A 16,983-nucleotide genomic window follows, 5' to 3' on the forward strand; every position below is an offset into this window, starting at 1 on the left:
CTCTCTCCTCTCAGCTTTTACTTATTTATTTCTGCTTTTCAAACGTCTTTCCCGTTTTTTAATGCCTTCTACTTCTCGCTGCATCTTCTTTTTGTAGCCTGGTTTCACTTTCTTCGGCTTTTTCACAAGAGATTTTGCTTTCACATCAATTTCATCTGCAGTACGTTGACGTTTTTTTCGGCGGTTTCTGTCTTCAATTTCGACCCACTCACCGTTTTTCAAGTCCATATTTTTAAACTCGATGCCAAGCTTTTCAAGCTGGTTTAGCTTATCCTCATCCGATTGCTCGTAAATAGTCAATGCAATTCCTGATGAACCGGCTCTTGCTGTTCTGCCGACACGGTGAACATAGAAATCAAGATCTGCTGGCAATTCAAAATTGATGACATGACTGATCCCTTTAATATCAATTCCTCGTGCAGCTAAGTCTGTTGCAATAATATATTGAAACTCCAAATCAAGGACTTGCTTCATCACTTTCTTTCTTTCACGAGGTGTAAGCCCGCCATGAATTCTAGCAACCTTCAGCCCTTTTTCCGAAAGCCCTGCAGCTACTTCATCACACATTTGCTTTGTGTTTGTGAACACGATTGCCAAAAATGGGTTGAAAGCTGTCAATGCTTCATATACTGTCGTAATTTTATCTCTGTGTCTGGAAGGTAGAAGCACATGTTCAATCTTAGCAGCAGTCAGCTGCTTTGGCTCCACATGTACATATTTAGGATTTTCTAAATATTTCTTTAAAAACGGCTTCAGTTTTTCCGGTATTGTTGCGGAGAATACAAAGATACTTAAATCTTTTGGCATTCTTGCAGCAATTTGGTCCACATCTTCAATGAAGCCCATATCTAGCATAAGATCTGCTTCATCGACAATCAGCATATTAGCTGTATGGACATGCAGAGCCTGCTCCTTTACAAGGTCATTAATTCTTCCTGGTGTGCCGACAACAATATGCGGCTGGCTTTTAAGCTTTTCAATTGCACGCTGTTTATCCGTCCCGCCAATGAACAGGCGGCTTGAGATCGCTTCTGGTGAATGCTTTGCCACTTTAACAATTTCATTATGAATCTGCGTTGCAAGCTCTCTTGTCGGTGCAGTTATTACAGCTTGTACCGTGTTACTCTCAGGATTAATTCTTTCCATAATTGGCAGTACATAAGAATGGGTTTTCCCTGTTCCCGTTTGTGACTGTCCAATAGCACTTTCCCCTTTTAACATCAATGGGATAACTTTTTGCTGTATTTCTGTTGGTTCATAAAAGCCCAGTTCATCGACTGCTTTCAAAATGAACGGCTTTAAATTATAACGGTTGAATGTATTTTGACTCATTTTTAAAACTCCTTTATATTCAGACAATAAAAAACTTGCCGCGGCTTCACTAGTCCATCATATTATTATAATCAAAATCTGCTGAAAAGACCACTAATTCTCAGGTAATTAACGCGAAACCTGTTGATTACTCCCGAAACTTTGATTCCTTTTTCCTAAATATACTTGCTTCACCTTTTATTTTTCCCATATTTTCTATTTTTTAATTAAGACAATTCACTCAGATTTTATGCACTATCCGCTTAAACCCTAAACAAGTGACAACTATACAGCATACGCTAATAAGGAATACAGGTTATTATAGAAAGGAGGCAGCAGCATGCCACCAAGACCGCGTATGCCGCAGCCAAGAGGCATGGGGGGAAGAATGATGCAAGGCCCTGCTCCATATCAAAGACAGATGATGGGCAGAGGCGGCGCTCAAACCAGTAATGGTGGAGGCATTCTTTCTAAATTGCTTGGAGGGGGAAAAGGCGGAGATACAAATGTGCAAAGAGGTGCTGCAATGCTAGGCAGCTCAAGTTCAAGAAATGCCGCGACTGGCGGAGGGATATTGAAGACATTAACGAATCCTGCATCCATCAACGGATTACTTGCCAATTCGCAAAAATTCCTGCAAACAGCAAGCCAGGTTGGTCCGATGATCAGCCAGTATGGACCAATGGTGCGAAATATCCCGGCAATGTGGAAGCTTTACAGGGGCTTAACAAGCAGCAGCGATTCCAGCACAGACAAGTCTGCTGATACGAATAAGGTGAAGAATACAAAGACGACACAAGAAGCTACTGGAACTTCCAATGAAACAGCGGAGCCAACTGCTGTTCCGGGAGTAGAAGAAACACCGGCTAGAGGGCCGCAGGACAGTGGAGTTTCTGTTCCTAGAATGTATATATAAATAAGTTAGACCCAAATTTCTATTTTTCAGCTGATCTAAATTTACAGCCCAAACAAGTAGAAAATGGGTCTTTTATTTTTGCCATCCTCCATCACTATCTCAATATTTTTGTCTTCTTTTAAGAAGTTTTATATAATAATATATGTTAAGATATACTCTGAGTCCTAATACTTATCCGTACGTTGATGTATTTTGGACGGATAAAGAGGTTCCTAGTGGGAGGATTACAAATGAAAGTGATAAAAATTGCCCCTAGAGGTTATTGCTATGGCGTAGTTGATGCTATGGTAATCGCCCGTAATGCGGCTTTAGATAAAACATTGCCACGCCCGATTTACATCCTTGGTATGATTGTGCACAATAAACATGTGACGGACGCTTTTGAAGAGGATGGCATTATTACATTAGATGGTAAAAATCGCAAGGATATTATTGAACAAGTTGATACAGGTACTGTTATTTTCACCGCCCATGGCGTTTCTCCTGAAATTAGGGAAATAGCGAAAAGAAAAGGCCTTGTGACTCTTGATGCAACATGTCCTGATGTTACAAAAACACATGACTTAATTCGTGAGAAAGAAAAAGAAGGTTATTATATTATCTACATTGGTAAAAAAGGGCATCCAGAGCCAGAGGGTGCTGTTGGCGTTGCTCCGCATGCCGTATCATTAGTTGAAACAGTTCAGGATATCGAGAACCTCGATATTAAGCAAGAAAAGATTCTTGTCACAAACCAGACAACGATGAGCCAATGGGATGTTGCAGATTTGATGGAGAGCATCAATTCGAAATTTCCTCATGCTGAATTCCATAAGGAAATTTGCTTAGCCACACAAGTTAGACAAGAAGCTGTAGCCCAGCAGGCTGGCGAAGCAGATGTCTTGATTGTGGTAGGAGACCCAATGAGCAATAACTCAAATCGTCTTGCACAGGTTTCTGAGGAAATTGCCGGTACACCTGCTTACCGTATTGCTGACGTGTCTGAACTGAAACTAGAATGGATTAAAAATGCTAAATCTGTTGCAGTGACAGCTGGCGCTTCAACCCCGACACCGATAACTAAAGAAGTGATTAACTTCCTTGAGCAATATGATTCAGAAAAGGAAGAAACATGGGAAAGAGAAAAGAAAGTCCCATTAAACAAGATTCTTCCGAAGGTGAAGACAAAACAATAAACAAAAGCGGTAAAGAACTTAGGTTCTTTACCGCTTTTTCCTTATACAAACTGAAATGGGTCTGTATGAAGACTGGATGGGAAAATATTTACCTTATAGCCTGCTTCCTCACAAAGAGAAACGAGCTTATAAGCAACTCCTTTTTTCATCACCTTTTCGACATTATGGCCTGGGTCGATTATATTCAAGCCAAGCTCACTGGCGTCAATCGCAACATGATAATACATATCGCCAGTTACATAGACATCCGCGCCTTTTCTGATGGCATGGGAATAATATTTATTGCCGTCTCCGCCCAATACAGCCACTTTTTTTACTTTTGCTTTCATATCACCGACCACTCTTACCCCTTGTACGTCGAGGCGCTTTTTAACGTGTTCAGCAAATTCTGCAAGTGTCATTTCTTCTATTTTACCGACTCTTCCAAGACCAAGCTGCTCACCTTGCTGCTGGACATCAAAGATATCAAATGCCGGTTCTTCGTATGGATGTGCTTTTTGGAGCGCCTTGATGACTGTTTTTTCAATGGAATGAGGATAGATAGTTTCTATTTTCATCTCGTCCACGGTCTCCAGTTTGCCAGGCTCTCCCTTAAATGGATTTGTATCCAGACCTGGTTTAAATTCACCTTTTCCTTGTGCAGTAAAGCTGCAATGACTGTAATTGCCGATAGCACCTGCACCTGCATTTCCTAATGCTGCCTTTACTTGCTCAGCGTAGTCAGCTGGAACATAAACAGCCAGTTTTTTAAGCTTATCCTCATATGTAGGAACTAGTACTTCACAATCTGTTAAGCCTAATGCATCGCTCAACAAATCATTAACACCGCCTTTAGCTACATCTAAATTAGTATGGGCAGCATATACAGAAATATCATGCTTAATCAGCTTTTGCATCAGCCTGCCTGCAGGGTTATCTGCCGTTATTTTTGATAAGGGACGGAAAATCGGAGGATGGTGAGCAATAATTAAATCTGTTTTCAAAGAGATTGCTTCATCTACTACTTTTTCGGTTACATCAAGGGCAATCATTACATTATGTACTGGTCTGCTCAAATCTCCGACTTGAAGACCGATTTTATCCCCTTCCATTGCATAAGCCTTTGGCGAAAACTGTTCGAACAATGATATTAATTCAAATCCATTAATTGTTTTCATTTCCGAGCACCTCCTGAACAAGTGCGATTTTCCAATTAAGCTCCTGTAGTTTAGCAACCGTCTCTTGTGTTTCTGTTGCTGTTTGCATACGCTCAATTATTCTCTGCCAATTTTGTCTTTCTAACGTCCATTTCTTTTGGAAGGCTTGGTTTTTTTCTCTGCTTAAAAAAGGTCCAAGCAAAAGCTCTGCATCTATTTGCTCTGTATAAGGCTCCTTTCCTACTCCTTGTTCAGCAACGAGCACTTCATAAATCTTATCATCTTCTTCTATTATCTCTTCGCTCACGAGCTTCCAGCCATTCTCTATAAGCCAAAGCCTGATAGAATAGGCGCTTACGTTCGGCTGCAGAACAAGTCTTTTGACAGTTTGTAGCTTTTGTTTGCCATCATCAAGAATAGCAGCGATTAAAGCTCCGCCCATTCCGGCAATCGTAATACAATCGACTTCACCTACTCCTACTACCTCTAGTCCATTCCCTTTTCTTACAGATATAACATCTGTAAGTCCCTCTTGCTGGACCTGTCTGCGGGCAGATTGAAATGGTCCATCCACCACTTCTCCTGCAATTGCAAATGACGCTTTCTGCTTTTTCAGCATATAGCAGGGCAAATAGGCATGATCTGAACCAATATCTGCGAATGATGCTCCTGCTGGTATGTATTTTGCTACTGTTTCAAGACGATTAGATAATCTGTCTGTATTCATTCTAAACACCACATTTCATTGCTATTTCTTATACTAAGTTGATTAATCTATTACCTATTTGTAACATATTTGCTAACGGAATGCCACAAGACAACTGATTTTTCAGCAGGCTTGTCCCTATATAGAACATAGTAATTTTTCCCATTAAGCGCGGAATGACATAAAAACGAGAACTGCAAGCAAGAGGAAGCCAATATAGGAAGAAATCGTAAAATAAACTAGCTTAAACTTTCTTCCTCCTATAAACCAGAGTAAACAATTTATCGTTAAAATAATATATAAGAATATTATTTTTTCTGAAAAAAAATGAAGAACAGCTTTAACGCTAAACAACAGAACGATAAACGCTGCTACTGTAACAGGGATATCATTTCCCAGCCCTTTTACTTGATAATAGAAAATGCCCGCTGCAGTTATTATCAGAAAAATTAGTGAAATAGCCATTTGCAAAATGAAAGACAATTCAGTAAAATATAAGAAACCTACTGTTATCGGAATAAACAATAAAAAGATTGCACTGGAGATAATATGCTTTTGCTTTGGCAATTCTTCTTCCTTCATTCTATTGCCTTCTGTGTAAAGGGTAAGCAAATAATCGCAATAATGCTCCGGAAGCATTTTATTTTTTTTCCAATAAAGTATTTCTTGGATAATCACTGTTTTCCTATTATCCTTCATGGGCAGCACATCCTTCATGTATTTACGGTTAAAAAAAAAGAAACAGCCACTTCTATTGTAAGAAGTAAACTATTTCTTGGCAATGATAACTTTGATATATCAGTTCATGCTTTATTCTAAGAAATCTTTTAGTCTTTTGCTGCGGCTCGGATGTCTAAGCTTTCTTAGTGCTTTTGCTTCGATTTGGCGAATACGCTCACGCGTTACACCAAATACTTTGCCGACTTCTTCAAGTGTTCTTGTACGTCCGTCATCTAAACCGAAACGAAGTCTTAAAACATTTTCTTCACGGTCTGTCAAAGTATCCAGAACATCTTCAAGCTGCTCTTTTAGAAGCTCATAAGCTGCATGTTCAGAAGGAGATGTTGCATCCTGATCTTCAATGAAATCACCTAAATGGGAATCATCTTCTTCCCCAATCGGCGTTTCCAAGGAAACAGGCTCTTGCGCAATCTTTAAGATTTCTCTTACTTTATCCGGAGTCAGATCCATGTCTTCTCCAATTTCTTCAGGAGTCGGTTCGCGGCCTAAATCCTGCAGTAACTGACGCTGAACGCGAATCAATTTATTGATTGTTTCAACCATATGAACAGGAATACGGATTGTGCGGGCTTGGTCCGCAATTGCTCTCGTAATAGCCTGGCGAATCCACCATGTCGCATACGTACTGAATTTAAATCCTTTTTCATAGTCGAATTTCTCAACCGCTTTAATAAGACCCATATTTCCTTCCTGAATTAAATCAAGGAACATCATTCCACGGCCAACATAACGTTTTGCAATGGAGACTACAAGTCTTAAGTTCGCTTCAGCAAGACGGCGTTTTGCCTCTTCGTCGCCTTCCATAATGCGCTTTGCCAATACAATCTCTTCTTTAGCGGAAAGCAGGTCCACACGACCAATTTCCTTTAAGTACATACGTACAGGGTCATTTATTTTAACGCCAGGAGGCACACTTAAATCATTAAGATCGAACTCTTCCTCGCCTTTTGCAAGCTCTTGAACATTCGGTGGCTCATCCTCGCCATCTCCTACAAGCTCTATACCTTGATCTCCTAATACCTCATAGAACTCATCCATTTGATGGGAGTCTAATTCAAAACTGGCTAGTTTTTCTGCAATATCATCATATGCAAGTACCCCAGTTTTCTTTCCAACTTCTGTTAATTGTTCCTTTACCTGATCAAGGGTCAATTCCGTTTCAACCTCTTTTGAACGGGCTGACTTTTCAGCCATATGTCCCCCTCCTTCCAAAAAATCAAGACAATCAAATTTATTTTAATGATTTTACTAACAACATGACTTCCATTCCTATTTCTGCTGCCTTTAGAAAATCATTTTGTCGCTCTGCTTCTTTTTGCAATGCTTTTTTTTCATTAATCTCAAGCATTTTTTCATAATTCAACAGCTGTTTTAAATAATCGGCAAGCTCTTGGTCATTTACTTCTTCATTGACTTCCATCATGTCAATGTCAGCTACAATCCGCTGCAGCTCACCGTCACGAATAAAGTTTAGAAAGGCGCTCGAATCTGAGCTTTGTCCTGTTTCATAAAAAGCCAGCAAGTATGTGAAGATTGCCTGATGTTCATCAATATTAAACGTCCGGTCCTGCAATGCTTCCCGCACCTTTAACGCGACATCTTCATTTTTGAGCATATGTGCTATCAGCCTTCTTTCGGCAGTATGATATGCCGGCAGCAAATTGTTAGATCTTTTTTTAACACTATATTGCTTAACTGGTGCATTAATGCTTTTATTTGGCTTATTTATTATACGCCTGCCGGCCAGCTCTTCCTCCTGCATTTTTAATGCTTCAAGAGAAATCGCAAACTCAGAAGACAGCTGTCTTAAATAGAGATCTTTTTCAACTGCATTTTCAAGCTGAGCAATTTCTCCCAATACTTGTTCTATATAGGCGAGCTTATCTCCTTCATTTTGCAGATTTTTTCCTCTGCGGTGATACACGAGCTTAAAGCTCATGAAAGGAACACTCGCCTGCATGATTTCATGCTGCAGTTTTTCTTCCCCGTATTTGTTAAGATAATCATCCGGATCCAGACCATCTGGAAGCATGACGACCTTAACAGTACATTTGGCGGCAACAAGCATTTTTCCTGCCCGATAAGCCGCTTCAATCCCTGCAGAGTCTGAATCATAACAGATCGTTATCGTCCGGGAGTTCCGCTTCAAAATAGCGATATGCTCTTCTGTAAGGGATGTTCCCATTGTCCCGACACTGTTTTCCACACCTGCACGGCTTGCAGCAATGACATCGGCAAATCCTTCGAACAGGACAGCATGCTGTGTTTTCCGCATGCCAGGCCTTGCCAAATGAAAATTATAAAGGGTGCTGCTTTTATTAAAAATTGGTGTTTCCGGACTGTTTAAGTATTTAGGAGTTGAATCCCCTAATGTACGCCCGGAAAATGCAATAGTATTGCCATTACGGTCAAAGATGGGAAACATGATTCGATCGCGGAAACGGTCAAAATATCTATCCCCTTTTTCACTTTTAATGATCAAACCTGCTTTTACCAGTAAAGAAACATCATATTTCTTTAAATACTTCACTGCGAAATCCCATTGATTCGGCGCATAGCCTATTTGGAATTTCTCAATTACTTCTTTAGTGAAGCCTCTGTTAAGCAAATACTGTAAAGCATGCTCACCATCCGTTGTGTTTAGAAGCAAATGATGGTAAAATTTAGCTAGTAAATCATGTGCATCCATCATTTGCTGCAAATCTTTGGAAATGGCAGGCTTATCACCTGACTCTTGCAATTCCACACCTAAGTCGACATTAGCTCTTTCCGCCAAATGGAATGCGGCTTCCTGGAAGGAATAACCGTGTATATCCATCAGGAAAGTAAAGACATTTCCACCAGCATGACAGCCGAAGCAATGAAATATCTGCTTTTCGGGTGATACGGAAAATGACGGGGTTTTTTCGCCATGAAATGGACACAACCCTAAATAATTGCGTCCTTGCTTTGTTAAAGCTACATGCTCCCCAATGACGTCAACTATGTCAATTGCCTGTTTGACCTCGTTTACCTTTTCATCAGGAATGCGCTCAACCATTTTTAACACATCTCCCTACTACTAACTTTCCTATAAATAAGACATTCGACACAATCAGCTCATTCTCCTGCAACTTTCGACAAAACGATTGCCAAACTTTTTTTAAACTTTTGCCGATCCTTTTCTTCGAATGGCCTTGGTCCTTTACCGTATATACCTCTTCTTCTTGCCTTTGCAGAAAGATAACGCATATCCAGCGCTGTGGCAATATCCTTTTCCTCGAGGATAATCCCTCTTGGGGTTAAGACTTGCACAGCTTTTGGCAGCAAGGTTGCCGCCAGTCCGATATCCTGTGTTACCACAACATCATTTGCCTTCACGGCATTCATAATAAACATATCTACTGCTTCCTTGCTACTGTCAACATATTTCCAGTTTGTTCCGTCTTGATGCAGTTTCATGTGAGCATAGGAAGCGATAAAAATTACCTCTATAGATTTGCTTGTAGCCATTTCGACAATTTCTTCTTTCACAGGACAAGAATCAGCGTCAACATATATGATGCAATTATCCATTGTACTAATAATTCTACATCACTCCACATATTCCTTCTTTCACGAATACTTTTTCGTTGAAAGAGATGTTGTCGAAAATTATTTTTTTCTTCCTCTTGACTTCTCACAGTAAATAGTTTATTCGTTATGAGCCAAGTCTAAACCTATTTACAATACTTTTTTATCACAATTTTCTATTATAGTACATAAATTAGGTAAATACCATAAGTTTTCCGAAAAAAACAACAACAATTTCTCCTGCTCAAATAAAAATTTTCCGTAAAATAAATGATCCTGCCAATAAACGCCAACAGGATCCTTCTTTGCTTTGTTTTAGAATATCAAAACTGCGTGTTTTTGGCACGATAATATAAGTTGAAAATAATATTGGCCGTTTCTTCGACTGCTTTGTTCGTCACATCGATTACCGGACATTTAATTTGGTCCACAATGCTTTCAAAGTATTCTAGTTCCTGTTCGATCCGCTCAATTTGCGCATAGCTCGCACTGTCACTTAGACCTAAAGAGATCAGCCTTTCCTTGCGGATATTATTCAGTTTTTTCGGGCTGATTTTTAGACCAAAGCATTTATGTGCTGGCACTTCAAATAATTCCTTCGGAGGATCCACTTCAGGCACTATTGGCACATTGGCTACTTTCACCCGCTTATGGGCTAAAAATTGGGACAAAGGCGTCTTGGAGGTTCTTGATACACCAAGCAAAATAATATCTGCTTTTTCCAAGCCTCGCGGATCTCTGCCATCATCATATTTGACTGCAAATTCAATCGCTTCTACTTTTTTAAAGTAGTCTTCATCAAGCTTTCTGACAAGACCTGGCTCAAACAACGGAGTTTTGCCCCAGAGCATCTGAAACTGATCGATAATAGGCCCGATAATGTCAGCAGCGTATACACCTTCTTCAACTGCCAGCTCTTGCATATATTTGCGCATTTCTGGCTTTACAAGCGTATAAGCAATCATGCCGTGCTCTTGGCGCGCCTGGCGAATTACATCGCGTATATTGGACTTGTCTTCGACAAATGGAAACCTCTTAATGGAAACATTCACATTATGGCCGGAAAACTGGCTGATTGCTGCTTTCGTCACAAGCTCTGCTGTCTCTCCGACAGAATCAGAAACTACATAAATGATTTGCCTTTCCGTCATGATTCACCCTCCTCTTAAATTTGTTCATTGGATAAGTCTACAAGTGCTTTTGTTATATTTGTTTTCGTTACTCTGCCAATTACCTTTAGGCCATCAAGCTCTTCCTTCACAACTGGCAATGAATCTATTTCCCGTTCTATCAGTTTTTTACCAACATCCACAAGCTTATCATCCAAATAACAGTAAGTGATATTTGGCATTCTCGTCATGATGATGGTAACAGGCAATGACGACAATTCCTGTTTTCCGATGCTTGCCCGAAGCATGTCCTTCCTCGAAACCACATCAGCAAGCATTTCGTTTGCATCGACGATAAAAATAGTGCCTACATCCATCGTAAACATTGTAACGATTGCATCATAAACAGATGTTGTATCACTTGCTACAACAGGACTGGAATAATAATCCTTAACTAGCAGATTATTAATGTTTTCTGTCTGCTCTGACGTCTTGCCAGTATAAAAATAACCGACGCGAGGCCTTGCATCAAGAAAACCTGCCATCGTTAGAATAGCGAGATCAGGGCGTAATGTGGCTCTTGTCAAATGTAAGGATTCTGCAATTTGCTCTCCAGTTATAGGTCCATTCTCTTTCACAATTTCCACAATTTGCTGTTGGCGTCTATTCAGTTTTATCGTTCATTCACCACCTTAGAAATAAAGCTTTAGAAAGCAAATTAAAAATAAAGCAGGTGGAGAAACCTCCACCACAGCTGCTTTATTTTTGCTTATTTAACCAAAATTTCCGAAACATATGCAAATCTTGTAATCATATCAGCAAGCTCTGACATTTGGTTTAATCTGTTTTCTTTCAAAGCTGGATTATCTGTCATTACCATCGTATTGTCGAAGTACAATGCAATCGTTCCTTCAAGAGAAGTTAGAAGTTGGAAATATGCTTCCTCATCTGTATTGTCTGTCAGTTTTTCTTTTACTGATTGCACAGCACTGTAAAGATTGCGTTCCTCTTCATTTTCGAACAGAGATGGATTTACCTGTCCTTTACTTTCCGCTTTTTTAGATATATTTATAACACGCGCTAATGCTTCTATTCCGTTTTTAAAGCCAGCATCGTTTTTATGACTGTCTAACACATTAGCTTTTCTCAGCAGGCTTGCAGGGCTTCCTAATTGATCAAAAAGAACAGCATCAATTAAATCATAGCGGATGCCTTCTTCCTGAAGGATATGCTTAATGCGCGCCTTAAAGAAGTCCATGATATTCTTTTGCAGCTCTTGCTCTGGCGTTTTTGCAATATCCTTAACATTATTCATTGCCAATTCGACAAGCTCTTCCACTGTCAAATTCCAATCTTTATCCATTAAAGTTTGCACGACTCCTGTAGCCTGTCTTCGCAATGCATACGGATCTTGTGATCCAGTTGGAATCATACCAATTGCAAAGAAGGAAACAATAGTATCAAGTTTTTCAGCAATCGCTAGTGCTGCTCCTTCATTGCTTGAAGCTGTATTATCGTCTGCGTGACGAGGCATATAATGCTCATTAATTGCCTTAGCCACAGCAGGAGCTTCTCCTTTTTGACTTGCATATTTTTCTCCCATTAGTCCTTGAAGCTCAGGGAACTCATAGACCATATTTGTTACAAGGTCAAATTTTGAAATCTGCGCAGCACGATCCGCATTTGTCTTTTCTTCAGCAGAAAAGGACAGCTTTTCAGCAATTTTGTTTGTTAGGCCTTGAACTCTTGCCACCTTCTCTGAAAGTGTGCCGATTTCTTCATGATAAACAATTGATTGAAGCTTCGTTAACAGCTTTTCAATATCCTGCTTCTGATCTTCCTTATAGAAGAAGGCAGCATCGGCAAGACGCGCTCTCAGCACTTTTTCATTCCCTTTTGCCACTTTGTCCAAATGATTATGATTTCCATTGCGGACAGTAATAAAGAAAGGCAGCAGCTTATCATCTTTTGACTTAACCGGGAAATAGCGCTGATGCTCCTTCATGCTTGTAATTAATACTTCAGTCGGAAGCTCTAGGAATGATTCTTCAAACTTTCCGTACAAAGCAGTCGGATATTCTACTAGATTATTTACTTCCTCCAGCAAATCTGCATCAATAGGAATAACCCAATCATTTTCTTCTTCAATTTTTTTAATTTGTGAAAGGATAGCCGCTTTTCTCTCTTCTGGGTTTACGATGACAAATTGGCCAAGCAGTGCTTCTTTATATTCTTTCGGAGCTGCAAAGCTGATTTCTTCACCAAGGAAGCGATGACCAGTTGATTTGCGGTCTGCCTCCACACCAGTGATGGAGAACGGAATTACTTCGTTGCCAAATAATGCAGCAATCCACTTAATCGGACGAATATAGCGAAGATCATTATTTGCCCAACGCATATTTTTAGGGAATGACAAGCTTAAGATAATGTCCTTTAATGCAGGCAGCAAATCAACAGTTGCTTGCCCTTTTATAAATTTCTTCACATGGACATATTCAACACCGTTGATTTCTTTGAAATAGATATCCTCAACAGAAGCATTTTGCCCTCTTGTAAAGCCTATCGCCGCTTTTGACCATTCCCCTTTTTCATCAAGGGCAATCTTCTTAGCTGGTCCTTTTGCTTCTTCCTCGATATCTTTTTGTGCTTCGTCAAGCTCACTTACAAGAACAGCAAGACGTCTTGGCGTAGAAAATGCTTCAACAGTGGAATATTGCAATTGCTTTTCATTCAGCCATGCTTCCACCTTCTCTTTTAAGCTGTTCATGCTGCTTGTTACAAAGCGGGCAGGCATTTCCTCTAAACCTATCTCTAGCAATAAATCTTTTTGACTCATACTAATCAAACCTCCTTGCCTTTTAAAATAGGGAATCCTAATTTCTCACGCTCTTCATAGAATGTTTTGGCCACTTTACGTGCTAAAGTTCGGCATCTTCCAATATAGCCGGTACGCTCTGTTACAGAAATCGCACCTCTAGCATCAAGCAAGTTAAATACGTGGGAACATTTTAAAACATAATCGTATGCTGGATGAACTAAGCCTTCATCCATTTGGCGATGTGCTTCTTTCTCGTAGACACTAAACAGGTTAAACAGCATATCTACATCTGAAGTTTCAAAAGTGTATTTGCTGTGCTCAAATTCAGGCTGATAGAAAATATCTCTGATAGTAAAGCCGTCTGTCCACTCTAAATCAAACACATTTTCTTTATCTTGGATATAAGAAGCCAATCTTTCAATACCGTATGTTATTTCAACAGAAACTGGCTTACACTCTAAACCGCCAACTTGCTGGAAGTAAGTGAACTGAGTAATCTCCATGCCGTCAAGCCATACTTCCCAGCCTAAACCAGCACAGCCTAATGACGGGTTCTCCCAGTTATCCTCAACGAAGCGGATATCATGCTCTAAAGGATTGATGCCAAGTGCTTTAAGCGAATCCAAGTAAAGTTCTTGAATATTATCAGGTGATGGCTTCATAATCACCTGGAATTGATGATGCTGATACAGACGGTTCGGGTTTTCCCCATAACGTCCATCTGCCGGTCTTCTGGACGGTTCTACATAAGCCACATTCCAAGGCTCAGGACCGATTGCTCTTAAGAAAGTGTAAGGGCTCATTGTTCCAGCCCCTTTTTCTACATCATATGCCTGCATTAAAATACAACCATAATCTGACCAATGCTTTTGCAATGTTAAAATCATGTTTTGAATATTCATGTCAGCTTCAGCCTCCAAAAAATTTATTTTTCTTGTCAATTGATAGAAGTCAAAAGAATTTATGTAATCATTTTTTTGCCTAAAGACAACAAAAAAACTCCCGCCCCTATGCCAATTATTGACATAGGGACGAGAGTTTACCCGCGGTTCCACCCTATTTGCTGCAGACTTGTGCAGCCACCTTCATGTAAATGTCGCTCCATGAACGCCTTCCTTAAAGCTCTTGCACCTAGCTTTCACTATCCTAGGCTCGCTGGATCAAGAGGAGTTTAAGTACTACTTTCTTTTCAACGCAACTGTTTATTTACAAAAAATATTATCTAAAAAAATTTCAATTGTCAACCTTCATCTTCATTTAAATCCTATATACTACTCACTTCGTGAAGTCACTGCCAAAGCTTTTAATCGACTGCAGAAATTTTTTTGATTTTAAATACAAACCTGAGTATTCATCATAATAGGCTGAAATAATCGTATTAAGCTCTTCTTTCGTTGCGTCTTTGACTGAAATATTACCAAGCCTTGCTAAGTCAAAATAATAAAAGACTCGCAGCAGCTTTACAGCAGCCTGGGACATTTTGTAGTGATATGGATCATGTTCGAGACAGCGATGACATAATAGGCCGCCCTCTCTTATGGAAAAGGCAAACTGACCGTCTGTTGCACCACAATTTGTGCATTTATCAAGAACTGGATATAGTCCTAGTACGTTCAGCATCTTCATTTCATAAATATTAGACAAAATCTGGGCATCATAGCCTTCATTCATATAATTTAATGTTTGCTGCAATAACTCAAAATGAAATGGATTAGGCTTCTTATCTTCTGTACAGCGGTCTGTCAGCTCAACAACATAACTTGCATAAGCTGTCAGCATGATATCTTCTTTAATGGCACGAAAACTCGTAATCATTTCCCCTTGCTGCACAAGCCCGAGACCACTTGAACGCTGCACCAAGTAGTAAGCATATGTAAAAGGCTGGGTAACAGCAGAGAGCCTGCTGTTCGTCTTCTTTGCACCTCTTGCCATTACACCAACCTTGCCCCATTCACGGGTATATAATGTTGTAATCTTATTTGTCTCTCCATAATCTGTCGTTCTAATGACGATGCCTTCACATTTTTCAAGCATCACCCTCACCATCCCTATCTATGGGACAGGACTATGAGATAGGAAAATCAATATCGGCTAGTTCCTCTTCTTGTGCATTCGGTATCTCATGGTTAGCCTTTTCTAACTCCTTAAAAAGTAGATACGTATCTATGCTACCTGTTTGCGAAAAAACCTTCCAGGTAAAGTCTAACATGATAAACCCCCACCTTTTTTGATTTAATCTAGCTTAATTATTGCCTTAACCTTATCATAGCCTGTCTTTATAAAAACATGAGACGAAAATTTTGCTAATTTTATTTCTGTATATTCTATTTACGCTTTAAATTAATACTCGTCTTCTCTAAAGCCAAAGTCTCTTAATTGGGACATCTTGTTTCTCCAGTCCTTTTGCACTTTAACCCAAAGCTCGAGGAACACTTTATTTCCAAGCAGATTTTCGATATCTGTTCTTGCTCTTTTTCCAATTTCCTTCAGCATGCCGCCTTGCTTGCCGATAATGATTCCTTTTTGTGAATCCCTTTCAACAACAATTGTCGCCATTACATGCACAACATCATTTTGTTTTCTTTCCATTTTTTCAATAACTACCGCTAAAGAATGAGGGATTTCCTCTCTCGTTAAGTGCAGAGCCTTTTCCCTGATTAATTCTGAAACGATGAAACGTTCTGGATGGTCTGTTACTTGATCTGCCGGATAGAACTGTGGACCTTCTGGCATATATTTTTTAATTTGGGTTAGCAATGTTTCCACATTGTTACCTTCTAAAGCAGAAATAGGAATTATTTCTTTAAACGGGTATTTTTCCTTGTATGAGTCAATCACCGTCAGCAGTTTATCTGGGTGAATGGTATCAATCTTATTGACCACTAAGAAAATAGGCGTTTTGATATTCTCAAATTTCTCCAGAATGAATTCTTCCCCTTTTCCGAATCCTTCCTCTGCATTAACCATAAACAAGATAAGATCTACTTCTTTTAAGGTGTTTTGTGCAACCTTCATCATAAAATCGCCAAGTCTATGTTTCGGCTTATGAATTCCTGGTGTATCAATAAAGATCAGCTGAGAGTCATCTGTCGTCAGCACACCTTGCACTTTATTTCTAGTTGTTTGCGGCTTATCGCTCATAATAGCGATTTTCTGGCCGATTACACGGTTCAAAAAGGTTGATTTTCCGACGTTTGGCCGTCCGATAATAGAGATAAATCCTGATTTATGTTCCTTGTTGCTGTTATTATTTAAGTCCATTTAATGCCTCCGATAAAATTGCTCTTTAAGCAGCATTTTCGCCGCTGTAAATTTTTTTGAATGTCTGCTGATTCCTGTTTGATTGCCGGTGATGCTCTAAGGCCGAAAGACAACCGCCCATGCGCTTATTCAACTATGTTTAGTACTACAAGGAAGTAGTTAGCGCATCTGCTTCATATATTCGCCTCTTTTTGTTTTTTTTACTCCAAAAGACTTTGGCTGTTCCCTATTTTATAAAAAGAAAAGAACGTTTTCAAA

General features: G+C 39.6%; 16 protein-coding genes. 2 read left to right on the forward strand and 14 right to left on the reverse strand.

Translation table 11 applies throughout. From position 1 onward, the window contains the following. Positions 1-21: 21 nt before the first annotated feature. On the reverse strand, positions 22-1,332 hold the full coding sequence (locus tag L8T27_RS13450) for a DEAD/DEAH box helicase (protein ID WP_233313132.1): 1,311 nt from the start codon (positions 1,330-1,332) through the stop codon (positions 22-24). Between the two features lie 319 nt (positions 1,333-1,651). Here L8T27_RS13450 and L8T27_RS13455 point away from each other — a divergent pair, with 319 nt between their 5' ends. Then, positions 1,652-2,227 carry a YqfQ family protein gene (locus L8T27_RS13455; RefSeq protein ID WP_233313131.1) on the forward strand — a complete coding sequence of 192 codons (576 nt, stop codon included), beginning with the start codon at positions 1,652-1,654 and terminating at the stop codon, positions 2,225-2,227. A gap of 230 nt (positions 2,228-2,457) precedes the next feature. Then, positions 2,458-3,402 carry a 4-hydroxy-3-methylbut-2-enyl diphosphate reductase gene (locus L8T27_RS13460; protein ID WP_233313130.1) on the forward strand — a complete coding sequence of 315 codons (945 nt, stop codon included), beginning with the start codon at positions 2,458-2,460 and terminating at the stop codon, positions 3,400-3,402. Positions 3,403-3,443: 41 nt separating this feature from the next. On the opposite strand, the gene L8T27_RS13465 is transcribed toward L8T27_RS13460, so the two are convergent. The 13 genes from L8T27_RS13465 to era all read right to left on the reverse strand — a co-directional run bounded on the left by L8T27_RS13465 (position 3,444) and on the right by era (position 16,725). Then, a complete protein-coding gene (locus L8T27_RS13465) occupies positions 3,444-4,559 on the reverse strand; it encodes a Nif3-like dinuclear metal center hexameric protein (protein ID WP_237941714.1) in 1,116 nt (371 codons plus the stop codon). Beyond that, complete coding sequence (locus L8T27_RS13470; RefSeq protein ID WP_233313128.1) at positions 4,546-5,265, reverse strand: tRNA (adenine(22)-N(1))-methyltransferase; 720 nt, start codon at positions 5,263-5,265, stop codon at positions 4,546-4,548. Before L8T27_RS13470 ends, L8T27_RS13465 begins: the two co-directional genes overlap by 14 nt. A 144-nt stretch (positions 5,266-5,409) precedes the next feature. Next, positions 5,410-5,943: an LTA synthase family protein gene (locus L8T27_RS13475; RefSeq protein WP_237941715.1), complete on the reverse strand. Its 534-nt coding sequence runs from the start codon at positions 5,941-5,943 to the stop codon at positions 5,410-5,412. Positions 5,944-6,054: 111 nt separating this feature from the next. After that, entirely contained in the window at positions 6,055-7,179 is a 1,125-nt protein-coding gene (gene rpoD, locus L8T27_RS13480; RefSeq protein ID WP_127737424.1) for an RNA polymerase sigma factor RpoD, read from the reverse strand. Positions 7,180-7,216: 37 nt separating this feature from the next. Then, positions 7,217-9,025: a DNA primase gene (gene dnaG / locus L8T27_RS13485; RefSeq protein WP_233313126.1), complete on the reverse strand. Its 1,809-nt coding sequence runs from the start codon at positions 9,023-9,025 to the stop codon at positions 7,217-7,219. 59 nt (positions 9,026-9,084) lie between these two features. Further along, positions 9,085-9,540, reverse strand: a complete 456-nt coding sequence (locus tag L8T27_RS13490; RefSeq protein ID WP_233313125.1) for a YaiI/YqxD family protein — start codon at positions 9,538-9,540, stop codon at positions 9,085-9,087. Positions 9,541-9,860: 320 nt separating this feature from the next. Beyond that, positions 9,861-10,688 carry a pyruvate, water dikinase regulatory protein gene (locus L8T27_RS13495; protein ID WP_233313124.1) on the reverse strand — a complete coding sequence of 276 codons (828 nt, stop codon included), beginning with the start codon at positions 10,686-10,688 and terminating at the stop codon, positions 9,861-9,863. A gap of 14 nt (positions 10,689-10,702) precedes the next feature. Next, the gene (gene ccpN, locus L8T27_RS13500; RefSeq protein ID WP_237942323.1) at positions 10,703-11,323 is read right to left on the reverse strand and encodes a transcriptional regulator CcpN; all 621 of its coding nucleotides are present in this window, start codon (positions 11,321-11,323) and stop codon (positions 10,703-10,705) included. A gap of 92 nt (positions 11,324-11,415) precedes the next feature. Then, positions 11,416-13,482 carry a glycine--tRNA ligase subunit beta gene (gene glyS / locus L8T27_RS13505; protein ID WP_237941716.1) on the reverse strand — a complete coding sequence of 689 codons (2,067 nt, stop codon included), beginning with the start codon at positions 13,480-13,482 and terminating at the stop codon, positions 11,416-11,418. Positions 13,483-13,487: 5 nt separating this feature from the next. Further along, the gene (glyQ, locus tag L8T27_RS13510; protein ID WP_233313122.1) at positions 13,488-14,366 is read right to left on the reverse strand and encodes a glycine--tRNA ligase subunit alpha; all 879 of its coding nucleotides are present in this window, start codon (positions 14,364-14,366) and stop codon (positions 13,488-13,490) included. A 373-nt stretch (positions 14,367-14,739) separates the two neighbouring features. Continuing rightward, on the reverse strand, positions 14,740-15,498 hold the full coding sequence (recO, locus tag L8T27_RS13515; RefSeq protein WP_233314703.1) for a DNA repair protein RecO: 759 nt from the start codon (positions 15,496-15,498) through the stop codon (positions 14,740-14,742). 31 nt (positions 15,499-15,529) lie between these two features. Then, a complete protein-coding gene (locus L8T27_RS13520; RefSeq protein ID WP_233313121.1) occupies positions 15,530-15,673 on the reverse strand; it encodes a YqzL family protein in 144 nt (47 codons plus the stop codon). A gap of 131 nt (positions 15,674-15,804) precedes the next feature. Continuing rightward, positions 15,805-16,725, reverse strand: a complete 921-nt coding sequence (era, locus tag L8T27_RS13525) for a GTPase Era (RefSeq protein ID WP_237941717.1) — start codon at positions 16,723-16,725, stop codon at positions 15,805-15,807. Positions 16,726-16,983: the final 258 nt, after the last annotated feature.

Source organism: Niallia sp. Man26 (assembly GCF_022049065.2).
In the GTDB taxonomy this organism is placed as follows: Bacteria; Bacillota; Bacilli; order Bacillales; family Cytobacillaceae; genus Niallia.